We start from the raw sequence: 20,545 nt of genomic DNA on the forward strand, positions 1-20,545 counted from the left end.
CGTCGGCGGTGCCGTCAGTTCGGTGCCGGTGTGCGCGCAGCCACCGGAGCGTACACGCAGTACGTGAGGATGGCGAGCACACCCCGGTGCCGAAATGGCAAACAAGCCAGGCCGATTAGCGGCCAGGGAAGCCGGGCGGCATCATCCCCTTCATACCACGCATCATCTTCGCCATACCGCCCTTCTTCATTTTCTTCATCATGCGCTGCATGTCGTCGAACTGTTTCAGAAGGCGGTTTACGTCCTGTACCTGCATACCGCAACCGGCAGCGATACGGCGTTTACGGGAACCTTTGATAATTTCCGGCTTAGCGCGTTCTTTCATCGTCATCGAATTGATGATGGCTTCCATACGCACCAGAACTTTATCGTCCATCTGCGATTTCACATTGTCAGGGATCTGACCCATGCCCGGCAGCTTGCCCATCAGGCTTGCCATACCGCCCATGTTTTTCATCTGGTTGAGCTGTTCAAGGAAATCATTGAGATCGAAGCCATCGCCTTTTTTCAGCTTACTGGCTAATTTTTCTGCCTGCGCGCGGTCAACCTTGCTTTCGATATCTTCGATCAGCGACAGCACGTCGCCCATGCCGAGAATACGCGAAGCAATCCTGTCGGGGTGGAACGGCTCCAGCGCTTCGGTTTTCTCGCCGACGCCGAGGAATTTAATTGGCTTACCGGTAATATGACGAATAGAAAGCGCCGCACCGCCACGGGCATCACCATCAACTTTTGTCAGTACTACGCCGGTTAACGGTAGCGCTTCGTTAAAGGCTTTTGCGGTATTCGCGGCATCCTGACCGGTCATGGCGTCGACCACAAACAGCGTTTCTACCGGTTTGATAGAAGCGTGGACCTGTTTGATTTCGTCCATCATCGCTTCGTCAACGTGCAGACGACCGGCGGTATCCACCAGCAGCACGTCATAGAATTTGAGTTTGGCTTCTTTCAGCGCGGCGTTAACGATATCGACCGGCTTCTGGCCAACATCCGACGGGAAGAAGTCCACGCCGACCTGCTCGGCCAGAGTTTCCAACTGTTTGATCGCCGCCGGGCGATAAACGTCCGCGGAGACCACCAGCACTTTTTTCTTGTGCTTCTCGCGCAGGAATTTACCCAGCTTACCGACGCTGGTCGTTTTACCCGCACCCTGCAGGCCCGCCATAAGCACCACGGCTGGCGGCTGTGCAGCCAGATTCAGGGTCTGGTTTTCTTCGCCCATTGCCGCAACCAGTTCGTTACGGACAATCTTGACGAATTCCTGACCCGGCGTCAGGCTTTTGTTAACTTCATGACCAACCGCTTTCTCTTTTACGCGATTGATAAACTCACGCACTACCGGCAGCGCTACGTCAGCCTCCAGCAGCGCCATGCGCACTTCGCGCAGCGTCTCTTTAACGTTGTCTTCAGTAAGGCGTCCACGGCCACTGATATTGCGCAGCGTGCGCGACAAACGATCGGTTAAATTATCAAACATTGTCTCTCGCCTGGGGTGGAAACGGTCGGTCGCAACAGCGACACATCAACAGAAATTTGTCGCAGTATAACATGAAGCCGCCTTTGTTGTTATGCAACGGTTGGAGCAGCGGTCACGTAACGCTATACTGCTTTTCTTTATCACTGGCCAACTGTCGACACCTATATGCCCGTTTTTGCTCTGCTCGCCCTTGTCGCCTACTCAGTCAGCCTCGCGCTGATTATTCCCGCTCTGCTGCAAAAAAACAGCGGCTGGCGGCGTATGGCTATTCTCTCTGCGGTTGTCGCGCTGGTAAGCCATGCTATCGCCCTGGAAGCGCGTATTCTGCCCGGCGGTGAAAGCGGACAAAACCTGAGTCTGTTGAACGTCGGCTCGCTGGTGAGCCTGATGATCTGTACGGTAATGACCATTGTCGCTTCCCGCAATCGAGGCTGGCTATTGCTGCCCATTGTCTACGCCTTTGCGCTGATAAACCTGGCCTTCGCCACGTTTATGCCTAACGAGTTCATCACCCATCTCGAAGCTACGCCGGGCATGATGATCCATATCGGGCTTTCGCTTTTCGCTTACGCCACGCTGATTATCGCCGCACTCTATGCGCTACAGCTTGCATGGATTGACTACCAACTGAAAAACAAAAAACTGGCTTTCAGCAATGAGATGCCGCCGTTGATGAGTATTGAGCGGAAAATGTTTCATATCACCCAAATTGGCGTGGTTCTGCTGACACTCACCCTGTGCACAGGCCTGTTTTACATGCATAACCTGTTCAGTACCGAGAACATTGATAAAGCCGTTCTCTCTATCGTGGCATGGTTTGTCTATATCGTTCTGTTGTGGGGGCATTACCATGAAGGTTGGCGCGGACGTCGCGTCGTATGGTTTAACGTCGCAGGCGCAGGCATTCTGACACTGGCCTATTTCGGCAGTCGTATCCTGCAGCAGTTCGTGAGTTAAATCTTTAAGGAATCCTACGTGGAACACATCTCCACCACCACGCTCATTGTCACGCTCCTCATCATGGTGGTCATTTCCGCCTATTTTTCCGGTTCTGAAACCGGAATGATGACCCTGAATCGCTATCGTCTACGTCATCGGGCCAAGCAGGGAAATCGACAGGCAAAACGCGTTGAAAAGTTACTTCGCAAGCCGGATCGCCTGATAAGCCTGGTGCTCATCGGCAATAATCTGGTGAATATTCTGGCCTCCGCGCTCGGTACTATTGTCGGTATGCGCCTGTATGGCGATGCGGGCGTCGCCATTGCCACTGGGGTACTGACGTTTGTGGTACTGGTTTTTGCCGAAGTACTGCCAAAGACGATTGCCGCACTATATCCGGAAAAAGTCGCCTATCCGAGCAGTGTCCTGCTGGCTCCCCTGCAGATTCTGATGATGCCGTTGGTATGGTTACTCAACACCATCACGCGGCTGCTGATGCGCATGATGGGCATCAAAACGGATATCGTCGTGAGCGGTTCGCTGAGTAAAGATGAACTGCGAACGCTGGTGAATGAATCGCGCTCGCAAATCTCACGCCGTAACCAGGATATGCTGCTGTCAGTGCTGGATCTGGAAAAAGTCAGCGTCGATGACATCATGATCCCGCGTAATGAAATTATCGGCATTGATATCAACGATGACTGGAAATCAATCGTGCGTCAGCTTTCGCACTCTCCGCACGGTCGTATTGTGCTGTATCGTGACTCGCTGGACGACGCTATCAGTATGCTACGCGTACGTGAAGCCTGGCGATTGATGGCCGAGAAAAAAGAGTTCACCAAAGAGACCATGTTACGCGCCGCCGACGAAATTTATTACGTTCCGGAAGGCACGCCACTCAGCACCCAGCTCATTAAATTTCAGCGCAATAAGAAGAAAGTGGGCCTGGTCGTCAATGAATATGGTGATATTCAGGGACTGGTTACGGTCGAGGATATCCTGGAAGAGATTGTTGGTGACTTCACGACCTCAATGTCACCGACGCTTGCCGAAGAAGTCACACCGCAGAATGACGGTTCGGTGATCATTGACGGTAGCGCCAACGTTCGTGAAATCAATAAGGCGTTTAACTGGCACCTGCCGGAAGATGATGCACGTACCGTGAACGGTATTATTCTTGAAGCGCTGGAAGAGATCCCGGTTGCCGGAACACGTGTGCGTATTGGGCAGTACGATATCGATATTCTCGACGTGCAGGACAATATGATTAAACAGGTGCAGGTGTTGCCCGTCAAACCGCTGCGGGAAAGCGTATCGGACCAGTGAGAGTAATCCAGACCGGGTAGCGCATCAGCATTACCCGGTCTGAGGCTGATTAGCCTTTGGCTTTCGCCACAGAGACCATCGCCGCACGGATGGTACGTCCGTTCAGGGTATAGCCTTTCTGCATAACCATCAGCACATTACCGGCAGCAACGTCGTCAGACTCTACCATGGCAATCGCCTGATGCACGTTCGGGTCCATCGGCACGTCAATATCCGCAACCACTTGTACGCCAAACTTCGCCACAACATCCAGCATTGACTTACGGGTCAGCTCAATACCTTCAACCATCGCCGCCATCGCGTCATTGTCTTTGTCCGCCACTTCCAGCGCACGGTCCAGGCTATCCAGCACCGGCAGCAGCTCGTTGACGAATTTTTCCAGTGCAAACTTATGCGCTTTTTCTACGTCCAGTTCGGTACGACGACGCAGGTTTTCCATTTCCGCTTTGATACGCAACACGCTGTCGCGCTCGCGAGTTTCGGCTTCAGCAAGCTGAGCTTCCAGATTCGCAATTTTTTCATCGCGCGGATCCACCTGCTCAGCAGAAGCGTCTGATTCAACCGCCTCAACTTCTTCGTGCTGATCCATGATAATTTCTTCCGGGGCTTGCCCCTCAGGCGTTTTCTGTTCTTTACTACTCATGAATTTCTCCGCGTTTTTTTCGCATTCATCTCGCTAACCTGGATTATTATGGGGATAAGATTCAGGGTTTCAAGGGAAGTACTCACATTGTCACTAATCTTCGTTACAAGGACCTCGAGAAAATGAACAAACATTTCAAGTGTATTGGCATTGTGGGGCATCCACGTCACCCCACTGCACTGACCACACATGAAATGCTCTACCGTTGGCTGTGCGCCAAAGGTTATGAGGTAATCGTTGAGCAACAAATCGCCCACGAGCTGCAGCTGAAAAATGTGAAAACCGGTACGCTCGCAGAGATTGGCCAGCAGGCAGACCTCGCCGTGGTTGTCGGTGGCGACGGCAATATGCTGGGCGCCGCACGCACCCTGGCACGTTATGACATCAAGGTTATTGGCATTAACCGCGGCAACCTCGGTTTCCTGACCGACCTTGACCCAGACAATGCGCAACAACAGTTAGCTGACGTGCTGGAAGGCCACTACATCAGCGAAAAGCGCTTTTTACTCGAAGCCCAGGTGTGCCAACTGGACTGCCAGAAGCGTATTAGCACTGCGATCAATGAAGTTGTGTTGCACCCCGGAAAAGTGGCGCACATGATTGAATTTGAAGTCTATATCGATGAAATTTTTGCCTTCTCCCAGCGTTCAGACGGCTTAATTATTTCCACACCGACCGGCTCTACTGCCTACTCACTCTCTGCCGGAGGTCCGATCCTGACGCCTTCTTTAGATGCTATTACGCTGGTGCCGATGTTCCCGCATACGCTCTCCGCACGACCGCTGGTGATCAACAGTAGCAGCACCATTCGCCTGCGCTTCTCTCATCGCCGTAACGATCTGGAAATCAGCTGTGACAGCCAGATCGCCCTGCCTATACAGGAAGGTGAAGACGTATTAATTCGCCGCTGTGATTATCATCTGAACCTGATACATCCAAAAGATTACAGCTATTTCAACACATTAAGCACTAAGCTAGGCTGGTCAAAAAAATTATTCTAATTTAACGCCAACCTCTTTACTGTATAAAAAACCAGTTTATACTGTATGTAATTACAGTTATGTTTTTTCATACAGGAAAACAGCTATGTTGGCACAACTGACCATCAGCAATTTTGCTATCGTTCGTGAACTTGAGATCGATTTCCAGAACGGAATGACCGTTATTACCGGTGAAACCGGTGCGGGTAAGTCCATTGCCATTGATGCTCTCGGTTTGTGCCTGGGCGGACGCGCAGATGCCGACATGGTACGTGCAGGTGCCACGCGAGCCGACCTCTGCGCCCGCTTCACCTTAAAAGACACCCCCGCGGCCCTGCGCTGGCTGGAAGAAAACCAGCTTGAGGAAGGCCGTGAGTGTTTGCTACGTCGCGTTATCAGCAGCGACGGACGTTCACGTGGCTTCATTAACGGCACTGCCGTACCACTGTCACAGCTGCGCGAGTTGGGCCAGTTGCTTATTCAAATCCACGGTCAGCATGCGCATCAGCTCCTGACAAAATCAGAACACCAAAAATCCCTGCTTGATGGCTACGCCAATGAAGCATCCCTGACTCAGGAAATGGCTGTGCGCTACCAACTGTGGCACCAAAGCTGCCGTGACCTGGCACATCATCAACAACAGAGTCAGGAACGCGCAGCCCGGGCAGAGCTATTGCAATACCAGTTAAAAGAACTGAACGAATTCAACCCGCAGCCAGGTGAATTTGAGCAAATTGATGAAGAGTACAAGCGTCTGGCTAACAGCGGGCAATTGCTCACCACCAGCCAACAGGCACTGGCTATCATGGCAGACGGCGAAGACGTTAATCTGCAAAGCCAGCTGTACACGGCAAAACAGTTGGTTAGTGAACTGGCAGGAATGGACGGTAAGCTCTCCGGTATTCTGGACATGCTGGAAGAGGCTACTATCCAGCTCAGCGAAGCCAGCGACGAGCTGCGCCACTATTGCGATCGTCTGGATTTAGACCCTAACCGTTTGTTCGAACTTGAGCAGCGTATTTCCAAACAAATCTCATTGGCGCGAAAGCATCATGTTGCCCCTGAAGCGCTGCCACAGTTCTATCAGTCATTGCTGGATGAACAACAGCAGTTAGACGATCAGGCCGACTCTCTCGAAACCTTAACCCTGGCGGTGAACAATCACCACCAGCAGGCACTGGAAACGGCAAAAATGCTGCACCAACAGCGCCAGCATTATGCTCAGGAACTGGGACAGCTTATTACAGAGAGCATGCATACTCTCTCAATGCCGCACGGTGTCTTTTGCATTGATGTGAAATTTGAGGAACATCATTTGAGCTCAGACGGTGCCGATCGCGTAGAGTTTAAAGTGACCACTAACCCAGGCCAGCCGTTGCAGCCGATTGCGAAAGTCGCTTCCGGTGGGGAATTGTCGCGCATTGCGCTGGCTATTCAGGTTATTACCGCACGTAAAATGGAAACACCGGCGCTGATTTTCGATGAAGTGGATGTCGGCATCAGCGGCCCGACTGCTGCGGTGGTGGGAAAAATGCTGCGTCAGTTGGGCGAGTCAACCCAGGTAATGTGTGTTACTCACCTGCCGCAGGTTGCTGGCTGCGGTCATCAACATTTCTATGTCAGCAAAGAAACTGACGGCGCGATGACCGAAACACACATGCAGCCACTTGATAAACGCGCTCGTCTGCAGGAATTAGCCCGCTTACTCGGAGGTAGCGAAGTAACGCGCAATACCCTCGCAAATGCAAAAGAACTGCTGGCGGCATAAACTTTTTTACCTTGTTAAGGTCTGAGTTCAACATAAAATCGCCGACCGACCCGACAGCAAAAGGTTTTAAAGTGGTGAAAGGTCTATTATCATCGGCATATTACATATGAGCCGCGTACTGCTCGGGCCCGAAAAGGAATCAAATCACTATGCGCTGTAAAACGCTGACTGCTGCTGCAGCAGTACTACTGATGTTGACTGCAGGCTGTTCCACTCTGGAGCGAGTGGTTTACCGCCCTGACATCAACCAGGGAAATTATCTGACACCTACCGATGTCGCCAAAGTGCGCACGGGTATGACGCAACAGCAGGTTGCTTATGCTCTGGGTACACCAATGATGTCCGATCCTTTTGGCACTAACACCTGGTTTTATGTGTTCCGTCAGCAACCTGGTCATGAAGGCGTAACCCAGCAAACACTGACGCTGACTTTTAACAGCAGCGGCGTTTTGACGAACATTGATAACAAACCTGCGTTGACCGACAACAAGTAGGATTAACAGATCAAAAAAAGGTGCTCAATGAGCACCTTTTTTATTGTCTGCTATTTTTTTGCGGATTTCTCTGCTCGCTGTCTGCGCAGCTCTTTCGGATCAGCAATCAGTGGCCGGTATATTTCCACCCGATCGCCGTCATGCAGAACATCAGCAAGCTTAACCGGACGGCTGTATATCCCGACTTTATTTTTGCTGAGATCGATATCGGTACGTAATTCCAGCAGCCCGGAAGCGCGGATAGCCTCTTCCACCGTAGCACCCTGTTGCAGCGTTACACGCTGTAGATACTGTTTCTCTGGCAGCGCATACGCCACTTCAACGACAATTTTAGCCGACGCTGACACTGTAAACCTCTTTCGCGCGAACCGTGAAGGCCTGCACCATGTTTGAAGCCAGTTCTTTAAAGATACGACCAAACGCCAGCTCGATTAACTTATTGGTAAACTCAAAATCGAGATGAAATTCAATACGACATGCTTCATGACTCAGTGGCGTAAACTTCCATCCGCCAATGAGTTTCTTGAACGGGCCGTCGACCAGATGCATCAGGATGCTCTGGTTACTGGTCAATTGATTGCGCGTGGTGAACGTTTTGCTAATCCCTGCTTTCGAGACATCCACAGCCGCGGTCATCTGTCCCGGAGTTGACTCCAGCACACGGCTACCGGTGCAACCCGGTAAAAACTGGGGATAGGATTTAACATCATTCACTAGCTGATACATCTGTTCCGCACTGTAAGGTACTAAAGCGGTCCGGCTAATCTGAGGCATAACAATTTCCATCAATATCAATCACACAAATAATACCATTTATCCCCCGCTAAAAAAAACGCTATAGCCTAACTCGTGCTAAGATAGCGCCTTGCGCCCCGCTGGATGAAATGGGGTGTTTTTCGATTCCAGATTACCTATACTGAGCGGCATTATGACGAAGAAAAAAGCACACAAACCTGGCTCAGCCACAATCGCGCTTAACAAGCGCGCACGACACGAATACTTTATTGAAGAAGAGTTCGAAGCAGGACTCGCTCTGCAAGGTTGGGAAGTCAAATCTCTGCGCGCAGGTAAAGCTAACATCGGCGATAGCTATGTCATCCTTAAAGACGGCGAAGCGTTCCTGTTTGGCGCCAACTTCACGCCAATGGCTGTTGCCTCAACGCATGTGGTATGTGATCCCACCCGTACCCGTAAGCTGTTGTTAAACCAGCGTGAACTCGACTCCCTGTATGGTCGTATGAATCGTGACGGTTATACCGTCGTTGCGCTTTCACTGTACTGGAAAAATGCCTGGTGCAAAGTGAAAATTGGCGTCGCAAAAGGTAAGAAACAGCACGACAAGCGCTCCGATGTGAAAGAACGCGAATGGCAGTTAGATAAAGCGCGTATTATGAAAAATGCTGGTCGCTAAACGCTACTCCTCTGTGACCAGTCTCTCCCCCTGAGACTGGTTCTTATTTTTTAGTTATTGAAACCCACCCAATACATTCATCAAATTTATGGTTTATTTGTGCTGAATCGTTCAGGTATGAAATAAACTGCCATGGCATTACCGTAGCGACCCATAGTCTAATAAAATAAAACTTCAAGACCATATCGCCTATATTTAGGCTTATTATATAACACTATTATTACTGTTGTTTATTATGTCCTCCCTCATTTCAATTTAAATAAAAACATTAAAATACAATAAGTTAACCAAAAACAAATCATTAAATACGCACCGGAAAGTATCCTTTTCAATTAGCCAAATATATTTTTAATATGGATAAGTTGCAGAATACTTTCTTTCTGACTATATCATCTAATACGAAAGAACTATTCTGTCGGCAGGTCCCGAACGTATTTACTAAGTAAACGAACATCTGCATGACCTAATCAATGTAATTACATGTGTAAATTCATCTTTATGATGAACGGGGCCCCTGTCTGCTCATTTTCCCAGCTCGCTGTTGCGGATTAATACTCCCGACATGCCATCAGGAGTGAACATATGCGTCTACTCGCCGTTGTATCAAAATTAACTGGCGTTTCCACAAATGTTGAATCCTCTGAAGTTACGCTCAGTTCGCCTTCTATCGTGAAACTGTCAGTGTCGCGTGAGGAGGTAAGTCAACTAACACGCGTTAATCAGGATCTGGTTGTCACACTCCGCTCGGGTGAAACCATCACCATTAAAAACTTCTACGTCGGAAAAGGTGATGCGCAAAACCAGCTTGTTCTGGAAGACAGCAATGGCGCGCTGTGGTGGGTTCAGGATACTGATGGAGCGTTCCACTTCCAGCATTTAGACGATCTCACTCCGTTAATGACTGCCGAGGGAAGCCATGAAGGCGGCGCCGTCTGGCCGTGGGTTCTTGGCGGGATCGCGGTTGCTGGCGGAATTGGCCTTGCCGCAGGTGGCGGTGGTGGAGGTGGCGGCGGTGGAAGCGATAACAACGCCGGAAGCGGTAATGGCAACGGTAACGGCGATGGTGGTGGCAACGGTAATGGCGATGGCGATGGTGGCGATCCGCCAACGACAACACCTAACGCACCAGATGTGCCGGTTATTACCAGCGTAATCGATGACCAGGAGCTGATTACTGGTCCTGTTAATCAGCAGGAATCCACCAACGATAATACGCCCACTCTCCAGGGCACCGGCCCCGCAAATGCTACATTGCATATTTTTGATAACGGTGTAGAAATCGGCCAGGTCGCTATCGATGCCAACGGCAACTGGTCGTTTACGCCATCCTCTCCGCTCGCAGACGGTACCCACCAGTTTACCGTCAGTGCATCAGACGGTACGGGCAGCAGCGGCATGTCGGACAGTTGGGAGATTATTGTCGATACGCTTGTCCCCGACGCCCCTGTGGTCACAGAAGTAACTGACGATTCCGGTTCCATTAAAGGCTTGATCGGTAATAACGGCGTAACCGACGATGCCACGCCAACACTCACAGGCACTGGCGAAGCCGGTTCTTACATCAGCATTTCTGATAACGGCATTCTGATTGGTATGGTCCAGGTGGATGACAATGGCAACTGGACATTTACACCGGACACACCGCTTAGCGACGGTGTTCACAATCTGACGCTGACGCAAACTGACGATGCGGGTAACGTGAGCGCGGAAACGAGCGTACCTACATTCACCGTCGATACTACCCCGCCTGAAGGCGCGGTCATTTCCTCCGTTAATCCGGAAGGCACTGAGGTAACCGGTAGTGCTGAGGCTGGAAGCCTGGTGATGATCATCGGTAGCAATAATCAGGTTCTGGGTTCAATAACGGTCGGCCAAACCGGCAATTTCGTCATCGCGATTTCACCTTCACAGACGCACGGTGAAGCGCTAATCGCGAAGATTCAGGACCAGGCCGGTAACATCGGGCCAGATACCCCATTCAATGCGACGAACTCGGGCTATCCTGGCGTACCGGTTATCGTCAGCGTGATGGATGACTTCTCCCCATCAACCGGGCCATTGAGCAACAATCAGGCCACCAACGATAACACCCCCACGCTCTCTGGCACTGCCGATGCCAACAGCACAGTGACTATTTACGACAACGGCACAATTATCGTCAGCGTACTGGCTGACGGTAACGGTAACTGGACATGGACTTCCAGCTCCCCGTTATCAGATGAGCTACACGCCTTCACCGCCACCGCGACAAACCAGTCAGGTACAGGAGGCATGTCACCAGCGTTCAATATCAACATCGACACCCAGCCACCGTTGCCACCTGATGATCTCAACGTATCTGCGGATGGGACTGTCGTCACCGGAACGACCGAGCCAGGCAATACCGTAGTTATCACCGGCAGTGGCGGAACTCAGATCGGCAGCGGCGTCGCCGGGCCGGATGGCTCATTTACCATCACCATTAACCCACCACAGACCAATGGCGAAACCATTGAAGCCATCGCAACCGATCCGGCAGGAAACCCAAGCCTGCCAGAAACTGCGCTTGCACCAGACATTACCGCGCCACAGCCCCCAACAAACCTGCTAGTTAATGGCACTGGAGACCAGGTCACCGGCAAGGCCGAACCCAACAGTACGGTCAATATTCTGGATCCGGATGGCAATATCATTGGAACAGCAACTGCCGATACAAATGGGGATTTCACCGCAACGTTGGTTCCGCCACAAACCAACGGCGAGACCCTTACGGCAAATGCGACCGACACCGCAGGCAACAAGGGCGACGACGCCTCTGTCAACGCACCGGACACCACCGCACCTGATGCGCCGACAGGCGTCACAGTTGCAGGAAATGGTGGAGCGGTTAGCGGTCACGCCGAAGCCGGAAGTACCGTCACCGTCAAAGACAGCAACGGGGCTCCTATTGGCGTGGGTCAGGCTGACAGCGGCGGCAATTTCACCGTCCAGATCACCCCGTCGAAAATCAACAATGAAACAGTAAACGTCACCGCAACGGACAGCACTGGTAACGAAAGCCTGCCAACTTCGGCTGTTGCCCCGGATCTCACCGCGCCAAACCAACCCGTTATCATTGCCGTTACTGATGACGTCGCCGATATCACAGGCTCCATCAATAACAATGGTTTAACCAACGACGATAAACCGAAAATTGAGGGCAAAGCTGAGGCCGGCTCTCAGGTCAAAATTTACGATAACGGAACTCTGCTTACGACCATTACCGCTGATATCAACGGTAACTGGAACTATACGCCCACCTCGGCATTGGGCCAGGGGGCACACGTATTTACAGTGACGGCAACCGATACCGCTAATAACACCAGCACTGCCGCCAGTTGGAAAATCATTGTCGATAGCATCGCGCCGACAGTGCCAGTCATAACGCTGGTTAACGCTGATGTTGGCAGCAGCGCTGGTAACGTCACGAGCAATGCCTGGATTACCAACGACAACACGCCAACCCTCTCAGGTACCGGTGAGCCGGGCTCGCTCGTGAGCCTGTACGATGGCAGTCTGCTGATGACGGTGATGCTTATCGACAGCTCGGGGACCTGGAGCTATACCGTTCCAACCAATCTGGCGCTCAACGATCGCATCCACCAGTTTACGGTATCAGCAACAGATGCAGCCGGTAACGTCATTACCTCGCCCATCGTAGTCAGTGTTACCGTGGATACCCAAGCACCTGGGACCCCCGTGATTTTGACCGCAACCGACGACGTAGGGAATGCACCAACCGATCTGCCCACCGGTAGCCGTTCAAACGATACCTTGCCGCTGCTGAAGGGGACCGGGACCGTCGACTCCACCATCACTATCTATGATGGCGCCACACTTATTGGAACCGCAACGGTCGTGTCCGGGGGCGCCTGGAGTTTCCAGGTCACTCAACCGCTGAGTGAAGGTCCACATGCGCTGTCGGCTATCGCAACAGATGCAGCGGGTAACGCCAGCAATGCCGGAAATTTCACGCTGACCATTGATACCACCCCACCAGCGGCTCCGGTGATTATCGCCGGTGAAGGACTCGTGGGCAGCGCCACCGTTGCTCTGGCGAACGGCGGTAGTACGAAAAGTACCGCTCCGGCCCTCTCCGGTACGGGCGAGCCGGGCGCAACCATTACTATTTTTGACAATAACGTCAGTATTGGCACCGCCACCGTTCAACCAAATGGAACCTGGACATTTACCCCAGATCCCGTGCTCATCGAGGGGCCACACAAATTCACCGCCACGGCGACTGACGCTGCAGGTAATACGGGGATCCCATCGGCTAGCTTCACTCTGACGGTAGACAATACGCCTCCCGCGCAGCCTGACGCCCCTATCATTACTGACGATGTGGCTCCGGTAACGGGCGTGGTCACGAATGGCAACACCAATGACACCACGCCAACCTTTAGCGGTACAGGGAACGTTGGGGATTTGATTACCGTTTATCTGAACGGCACTCCCCCTTTGCAGGGAACAGCAACAGTAGGTGCAGACGGAACCTGGAGCTTTACTCCATCAGCACCGGTTTCCCCTGGTACTTACCAGATAACCCTTACCGCAACCGATCCGGCTGGCAACGTTAGCCAGCCGTCGAATGCCATAACACTGAACATCGACACGACGCCGTCTGCACCTCCGGTGATTATCGCCGCCAATGATAACGTCGGTGGCTCGGTAGGCGATCTCTTGCCCAATGCCGTGACCGATGACGCCACGCCAACCATTCGCGGTACTGGCACTGACGGGGATATCATCACCCTGTATAACAGCGGTGTAGTGATCGGTACGGCAACGGTGGCTGGCGGCACCTGGAGTATTACGCCCGGGGCTGCGCTGGCAAACGGCAACTACACGCTGACCGCTACCGCAACCGATGCGGCAGGTAACATCAGCAGTAGCTCAAACAGCATTTCGTTTACGGTGAACACCACCCCGCTCACAGCGCCACTCGTGACGAATATCGAAGATAACGTCGGCGTGATTACCGGTACACTCGGCAATGGAAGCGTGACGGACGATCTCTCGCCCACCGTCAGTGGAACGGGAACACCGGGTAGTACGATCCTAATCTATGATAATGGCAATCTCATCCCGCTAAACATCACGGTGGGAGCCGATGGTAAATGGAGCGTGGACGTTCCGCTTTCTGCCAATGCGCAACATACGCTGACCTTTGGTGCGCAGGATGCGGCAGGTAATAGCCTTCCGGCGGCCAACCCGATCGTTATAACAACCGATACACAAGCGCCGGGCGCCCCCGCTGTAGATACCATAGATAATAACGGTACGCTGGTGAGCGGGACAGCTGAACCGGGCAGTACCGTCATCATCAGAAATGGTACCACGGTACTGGGCCAGGCCGTAGCTGATAGCAATACCGGCGCTTACACCGTCACGATTTCACCAGCGCAGACGGCGGGTGAATCATTGAACGCGATCGCTCAGGATCCAGCGGGCAGTCACCCAATTATGCCATTACCATCGACACCACCGCGCCGCTGGCACCGCTCATCACCAGCATTATCGATGACGTTTCGCCCGGCAGTGGGCCGCTGGATAAAGGGCAAATGACCAATGACTCACGCCCGACCTTAAACGGAACCGGCGAAGCGGGAGCAACCATCACCCTCTACGATAACGGTATCGCTTATGCCACAACCACGGTAAACAGCAGCGGATTCTGGAGCTTTACTCCGATAGACGCGCTGGGAGAAGGCAATCACCTCTTTACCGCTCGCGCAACCGATGCTGCTGGCAACCAAGGCGATGCCTCCGCTGATTTTCTGATCATTGTTGATACTTTAATTCCGAATGCCCCCTCCATTGTCACAGTCACAGACAACGTTGGCACCATTCAAAACCTGACGTCCGGACAGTCAACTAACGATAATACCCCAACGCTCACGGGCGTTACCGAGGCAGATTCAATTGTCACCATCCGTGATGGCAACACAGTGATTGGCACAACCACCAGCGACGCCAGCGGTAACTGGAGCTTTACGCCAGCCCCTGCGCTCAGTGAAGGCAGCCACTCGCTGACAGCCACCGTCACGGATGGTGCGGGCAACATCAGCCCGGCAGCGCCACCGTTCGTCGTAGTTGTCGATACGCTGGCGCCCGCCGCGCCAAGTATTACCTCGGTCATCGACGATCAGCCGGGAAGCACGCTGTTGACCAACGGCCAACTGACCAATGATGCCCAACCAACACTAAGTGGCACGACCGAAGCTAATGCTATTGTCACCATTCGTAGTAACGGAACGATCATTGGCACCGCAAATGCCGATGGCTCCGGTAGCTGGAGCTTCACCCCAACAAACGCGCTGGCGCAGGGGGAAAATATCTTTACGGTGACCGCAACGGATGTGGCGGGCAACACCAGCGGAGCTTCTGCCTCGTTCACCGTTTTGGTCGATTCAGTTGCCCCGTCTGCACCAGTAATTCTGACCGTTCAGGACAATACCGCGCCGACAACCGGGCCAATCTCCAACGGGCAAATCAGTAACGAAAGTCGCCCGGCGCTCAGTGGTACCGGTGAAGTTGGCGCGACCATTACCGTCCTGAGCGATGGTCAGCCCATTGGCACCACCATCGTCGGCGCAGGCGGAACCTGGAATTTTACGCCCTCAACGGCATTGGGTAACGGCCTGCATACTCTGACCGTCACGGCGACAGATAGCGCAGGCAATACCAGTCTGCCTTCAGGCGGCTTTACCTACACCGTCGACACACAAGCACCGGCAGCACCAGTGATTACTCAGGTTGCAGATGATGTCGGCCCGCTGACCGGAAATCTGAACAACGGCCAGGCGACAAACGATGCGCGCCCTACCCTCAGCGGCACGGCAGAGGCCAATTCCACGGTGAGAATTTACGATAACGGATCGTTTATCGGTTCAATCACAGCGGATGGTACAGGCGCCTGGAGCTTCACGCCGGGAACCGCGCTTGGCAACGGTAACCACGCGCTGACGGTGACAGCAACCGACGCAGCCGGAAACGTTAGTCCAACGTCCGCTGGATTTAACATCGTTGTTGATACTGTTGCCCCGCTTGCGCCAACGATTATCCAGGCTTTTGATGACGTGGTGCCGGGAACCGGAACGCTGTCGAACGGCGCTTACACCAATGATACTCGTCCCGTACTGAACGGCTCGGCGGAAGCCGGTGCCCGGGTAGCCATCTACGATAATGGCACGCTGCTGGCGACGGTGACAGCGGCAGTAGATGGCACCTGGGAATATCTGCCTGCCACACTGGGCAACGGCCAGCATGTCTTTACCGCCATTGCCACGGATGCCGCCGGGAACGTCAGCCCCACCTCAAGCGAATTTATTATCAACGTTGACACGATCGCGCCGTCAGCGCCGCTCCTGACCTCGGTGGTGGATGACGTCGCAGGCGGTGTGTTCAACGCGGGGCTTAGCAACGGGCAACTGACTAACGATGCCCGACCAACGCTCAACGGTACCGCCGAAGCGGGCAGCACTGTCAGCATCTATGACGGCAGCACCCTGCTGGGCACGGCGCTGGTACAAAGTAATAACAGCTGGACGTTTACCCCAACCACGCCGCTGGCGAATGGATCGCACACCTTCACCGTCACCGCTACCGATGCGGCGGGTAACACCAGCGGCGCAACGGCAGGCTTTAGCGTAGTGGTCGACACCACGGCACCAACGCAGCCTTCAATCAGCAGCATTATTGACGATGTTGGGCCAAACATCGGGGCGATTGGCAATAATCAGCCAACCAACGACGCACGCCCAACGTTAAACGGCACCACGGAAGCCAACGCTCGGGTCGATATTTATGATAACGGCACCTTTGTAACCAGCGTAACGGCGGACGGCAGCGGCAGCTGGAATTACAGGCCACCTACGGCGTTGGGTCAGGGGACGCATTCCTTCACCATCACAGCAACAGACACCGCAGGTAATACCAGCGGGCTATCGTCTGCCTCTGCAATTGTGGTCGATACCGTCGCACCGGGTACTCCAACCGGTCTGGCGGTCAACGCCAACGGCACCACGCTGACCGGCGTTGCCGAAGCAAACAGTACGATAATCATCACCTCCAGCAGCGGAACCGTACTTGGTACCGCAACAGCCAACGCCTCCGGTAATTTCACCTTCACGCTGAGCCCACCGCAAATCAGTGGGCAAACGCTGCTGGTCAGCGCACAGGATGCCGCAGGCAACATCGGCACAGCGGGTAACGTGCTGGCACCGTTTACTGGTGTACCGCCTGCGCCGGTTATTGCCAGCGTATTTGACGACGTGGGCACAATTACAGGTCTGGTCGCGGCAGGTAAAACCACCAATGATACCCGTCCAGCCCTTAGCGGAACGGCGCAGGCTAACGCCATCATCAATCTGTACAACAACGGCGTACTCATGGGTAGTACGACCGCAGATAGTAACGGCCTCTGGAACTTTACCCCATCCGGCGCGCTCAGCGAAGGTAACCACGCGTTTACCGCCACGGCAACAAACGCCAACGGCGTAAGCGGGGTGTCCGGTTCGTTCAGCGTGATTGTGGATACCACGCCGCCGACCGCGCCAACGATACTGATCAGCGCCGATGGCGGTACCATCAGTGGCGTCGCCGAAGCGGGAAGCACGGTTACCATCTCTCTGCCCGGCGGCACCAGCGTGACGGCAATCGCCAACAGCAGCGGTGTCTACAGCGTCAACCTGCCGGTTCGCCAGATTGAGGGTCAGTCGCTGTCCGCCACGGCGACCGATGCGGCGGGAAATACCTCATTGCCAACAAGCGCTATCGCGCCGGTATTGCCGCTGCTGGCTGAAGACAATGTCACCAGTCTGCCTCTACAAACCGATGTCACCGTCAGCACCGAGCATCAAAGCGATTATGGCTTCCTGTTGGTCAATGCGCTGGGAAATGTCGCCAACGTGCTGGGGAACGATACAGCAAGCGTCAATTTCAGCATCGCTTCTGGCGGCAGCGGATCCATTACAATCAATGCCGCAGCGACCGGCGTGGTGCTGTCGCTATTAAACACGCTTGAAGTCGTCATCCAGCGCTTCGACACCGCGCTGAATGCCTGGGTAACGGTGGTGGATACCGGGAAACCAGACTTTGCCAGCCTGCTCACCCTGGGCGCCTCGGGCGTAACGCTCAATTACAGCGGACTGACTGGCGGGGATTACCGCGTGGTCAGCTACAACACCAACCTACTGGCGACTGGGGCATACACCAGCCTTGATGTCTCGGTGGTAAAAGCCAGCGCAGGGACCATCACCGGTGGTACTACCGAGTCTGGCAATATCATCACCGATACCGATCCCGCCAATGGGCAGGATAACGCCCCTTCCGGCACACTGGTCACCACCATCACTGACGGTAACGGCAACGTGGTGAACATCCCGGCGGGCGGCATTGATGTGCAGGGTAAATACGGCACCCTGCATATCAATCAGAATGGTAGCTACACCTATACTCTGACCAATACGTCAATCTCAGTGTATGGACGTTCCGAAAGCTTCACCTACACGCTAACACATGGCAGCGATCACTCCTCGGCAAAACTGGTGGTCACGCTGGGTCAGGCCCCAACCACCAGCACGGTAACGGCGGCAGACGATGTGGCTGCGCTGACTTACGGGACGCAGGTCATCGCAGTCGACAACCATCCATCACAACAAACCGGCTTCACGCTCGCCAGCGTTGGTTTGGGACAATTGTTGGATGTCAGCCTGGTCAACGGTTTGACCAACCCGATTAAATTCAACGTTGATGACGGCGCGACACGAACGATCACGGTTCAGGCCAACGTACTTGGCGTAACGCTGGGCGGCTTTGATCTCTATGTCTACCGCTTCAACGAGTCTATTCAGCAGTATGAGCAGTACCGGGTACAGCCGAACTGGGTCACCGCCCTGCTGGGCGGCAGCTCACCGGCGTATACCATTACACTGCCGGGCGGTGACTATCTGTTCCTGCTTAATGCTTCCGGCGGCCTGACGCTACTGACCAGCTATACCCTGAATATTCAGGCCGATCACACCTACGCCGTCGACAGTCTGAGTGCAGCAACCAATGGAAATCTGCTGGCCAACGACTCGGCTCCGGCTAATACCGTTATCACCGAAGTTAACGGTGTCACCGTTAACACAACAGGCACTACCACCATTAACGGACAGTACGGCACACTGACTATTGATGCGAAAGGGAACTATACCTACACGCTGAGAAGCGGACTGGGCGCAGACGGTATCAATACGCCGGACAGCTTTGTGTATAAGGTCAAAGCACCAAACGGCGATACCGGCAGCGCGTCGCTGAACATTACGGCAACCCCACAGGCGCTGGATGCCGTAAACGACATCAGCAGCCAGATGGCGGTCACCACCCAGGCCGATACATCCAGGTCGTTTACCGACAACAGCGTTGGCAACGCCAGCTGGAGCGCCCAACTCCTTTCACCCACCTCACAAAATGGTACTGGCGTCATTGAAGTCGCGACGGGAACGGCGGTGCAAAACGCCATACTGCATTTTAACGTCGCTTCAGGTCTGACGCTGGGCGGACTGACCGTCACCTGGGCGCTGTATGACAGCAACAATGTCAAGATTGCCGGTAACTCATTCAATGGCGGATTGCTGATTGGCGGCAATATTGATATTGCCCTCAGCGGGGTAGTACTGCACCCCGGCAACTATCGCCTCGACTATACCGGCAGCGTCGGGGCTCTGGGGCTGGGGAATATCACCATCACCCCCAGCGTGAAAGGCACGATAATCGACCTGCAAAACTTCGAGACTTCCACAGCGAATAGCGTCACCGGCAATATTTATGACGGAGACCATATTGCCAGCGTGCATACCTTGCTAACGGTGAATGGCACGGGCGGCAGCGCCGCCACGCTGGATCCGCTGAGCAGCACGACCAGCGCCATCATTAACGGGTTGTACGGCAAACTGACCATTGGCATTGATGGTCATTACACCTATGCCCTCAACAGCGATGTCTCGCTCTCCACCATCGTCACCAAAGAGACATTTACCTACACCCTTAACGACCTGAATGGCCATACCGATACCGCTACGCTGACCATCAATATGAATCCGCAAGTGGTGAGTACCGTCGATGCCGATCGCCTGACTGGCAGCGCCTACGGCGATACGCTGATTTATCACCTGCTCAATGCCAACGACGCTACCGGCGGTAACGGAACAGCGGACACCTGGACCAACTTCTCGCTGGCCCAGGGTGACAAAATCGATATCGGTGACCTGCTGGTGGGCTGGAACGGGCAGAACGCGACGCTCGGCAACTACCTCACCGTTACCACCAGCGGTAACAACACGGTTATTGCCATCGACCGTGACGGTACGGGCAACACTTATCACTCAACCAATCTCATCACGCTGGAGAACGTACATACCACGCTCGACGAGCTGGTGCAACAAAATCACATTGTGCCCTGAAGTGAACATATAGCGTTAAAGCGCCATAACTACAGCCCC

Annotated in this window: 10 protein-coding genes and 1 pseudogene; 7 read left to right on the plus strand and 4 right to left on the minus strand. The window is 53.7% G+C overall.

Annotation, left to right across the window (positions count from 1 at the left end):
- Nucleotides 1–115: 115 nt before the first annotated feature.
- Complete coding sequence (gene ffh / locus C2U41_RS15835; RefSeq protein WP_003031226.1) at nucleotides 116–1,477, minus strand: signal recognition particle protein; 1,362 nt, start codon at nucleotides 1,475–1,477, stop codon at nucleotides 116–118.
- A gap of 165 nt (nucleotides 1,478–1,642) precedes the next feature.
- Between ffh and C2U41_RS15840 the strand changes: the two genes are divergently transcribed.
- On the plus strand, nucleotides 1,643–2,434 hold the full coding sequence (locus C2U41_RS15840; protein WP_003031224.1) for a cytochrome C assembly family protein: 792 nt from the start codon (nucleotides 1,643–1,645) through the stop codon (nucleotides 2,432–2,434).
- Nucleotides 2,435–2,452: 18 nt separating this feature from the next.
- Nucleotides 2,453–3,742, plus strand: a complete 1,290-nt coding sequence (locus C2U41_RS15845) for an HlyC/CorC family transporter (protein ID WP_008324538.1) — start codon at nucleotides 2,453–2,455, stop codon at nucleotides 3,740–3,742.
- A 49-nt stretch (nucleotides 3,743–3,791) separates the two neighbouring features.
- Here the strand turns inward: C2U41_RS15845 and grpE are convergent, their stop codons facing one another.
- On the minus strand, nucleotides 3,792–4,385 hold the full coding sequence (grpE, locus tag C2U41_RS15850; RefSeq protein ID WP_003031221.1) for a nucleotide exchange factor GrpE: 594 nt from the start codon (nucleotides 4,383–4,385) through the stop codon (nucleotides 3,792–3,794).
- A 122-nt stretch (nucleotides 4,386–4,507) separates the two neighbouring features.
- On the opposite strand from grpE, the gene nadK reads away from it, so the two are divergent.
- The 3 genes from nadK to bamE all read left to right on the plus strand — a co-directional run bounded on the left by nadK (nucleotide 4,508) and on the right by bamE (nucleotide 7,627).
- A complete protein-coding gene (gene nadK / locus C2U41_RS15860; protein ID WP_003031220.1) occupies nucleotides 4,508–5,386 on the plus strand; it encodes an NAD(+) kinase in 879 nt (292 codons plus the stop codon).
- Nucleotides 5,387–5,471: 85 nt separating this feature from the next.
- On the plus strand, nucleotides 5,472–7,133 hold the full coding sequence (gene recN / locus C2U41_RS15865) for a DNA repair protein RecN (protein WP_032937967.1): 1,662 nt from the start codon (nucleotides 5,472–5,474) through the stop codon (nucleotides 7,131–7,133).
- A gap of 149 nt (nucleotides 7,134–7,282) precedes the next feature.
- Nucleotides 7,283–7,627: an outer membrane protein assembly factor BamE gene (gene bamE, locus C2U41_RS15870; protein WP_003826401.1), complete on the plus strand. Its 345-nt coding sequence runs from the start codon at nucleotides 7,283–7,285 to the stop codon at nucleotides 7,625–7,627.
- A gap of 50 nt (nucleotides 7,628–7,677) precedes the next feature.
- Here the strand turns inward: bamE and C2U41_RS15875 are convergent, their stop codons facing one another.
- Together C2U41_RS15875 and ratA are read right to left on the minus strand one after the other, a co-directional pair.
- Nucleotides 7,678–7,974 (minus strand): RnfH family protein, encoded by a 297-nt coding sequence (locus C2U41_RS15875; protein ID WP_003839823.1) that lies wholly within the window; start codon nucleotides 7,972–7,974, stop codon nucleotides 7,678–7,680.
- Nucleotides 7,958–8,401: a type II toxin-antitoxin system toxin RatA gene (gene ratA, locus C2U41_RS15880; RefSeq protein WP_003031213.1), complete on the minus strand. Its 444-nt coding sequence runs from the start codon at nucleotides 8,399–8,401 to the stop codon at nucleotides 7,958–7,960. Before ratA ends, C2U41_RS15875 begins: the two co-directional genes overlap by 17 nt.
- A 154-nt stretch (nucleotides 8,402–8,555) precedes the next feature.
- Here ratA and smpB point away from each other — a divergent pair, with 154 nt between their 5' ends.
- The gene (smpB, locus tag C2U41_RS15885) at nucleotides 8,556–9,038 is read left to right on the plus strand and encodes an SsrA-binding protein SmpB (protein ID WP_003031211.1); all 483 of its coding nucleotides are present in this window, start codon (nucleotides 8,556–8,558) and stop codon (nucleotides 9,036–9,038) included.
- 582 nt (nucleotides 9,039–9,620) lie between these two features.
- Nucleotides 9,621–20,506, plus strand: a pseudogene (locus C2U41_RS15890) (BapA/Bap/LapF family large adhesin).
- Nucleotides 20,507–20,545: the final 39 nt, after the last annotated feature.

The organism is Citrobacter freundii complex sp. CFNIH4, assembly GCF_002934505.1.
GTDB lineage: Bacteria > Pseudomonadota > Gammaproteobacteria > Enterobacterales > Enterobacteriaceae > Citrobacter > Citrobacter freundii.

Coding starts and splice junctions, on each gene's coding strand:
- ffh (WP_003031226.1), bottom strand. CDS start 1,477: ATGTTTGATAATTTAACCGATCGTTTGTCGCGCACGCTGCGCAATATC.
- C2U41_RS15840 (WP_003031224.1), top strand. CDS start 1,643: ATGCCCGTTTTTGCTCTGCTCGCCCTTGTCGCCTACTCAGTCAGCCTC.
- grpE (WP_003031221.1), bottom strand. CDS start 4,385: ATGAGTAGTAAAGAACAGAAAACGCCTGAGGGGCAAGCCCCGGAAGAA.
- nadK (WP_003031220.1), top strand. CDS start 4,508: ATGAACAAACATTTCAAGTGTATTGGCATTGTGGGGCATCCACGTCAC.
- recN (WP_032937967.1), top strand. CDS start 5,472: ATGTTGGCACAACTGACCATCAGCAATTTTGCTATCGTTCGTGAACTT.
- bamE (WP_003826401.1), top strand. CDS start 7,283: ATGCGCTGTAAAACGCTGACTGCTGCTGCAGCAGTACTACTGATGTTG.
- ratA (WP_003031213.1), bottom strand. CDS start 8,401: ATGCCTCAGATTAGCCGGACCGCTTTAGTACCTTACAGTGCGGAACAG.
- smpB (WP_003031211.1), top strand. CDS start 8,556: ATGACGAAGAAAAAAGCACACAAACCTGGCTCAGCCACAATCGCGCTT.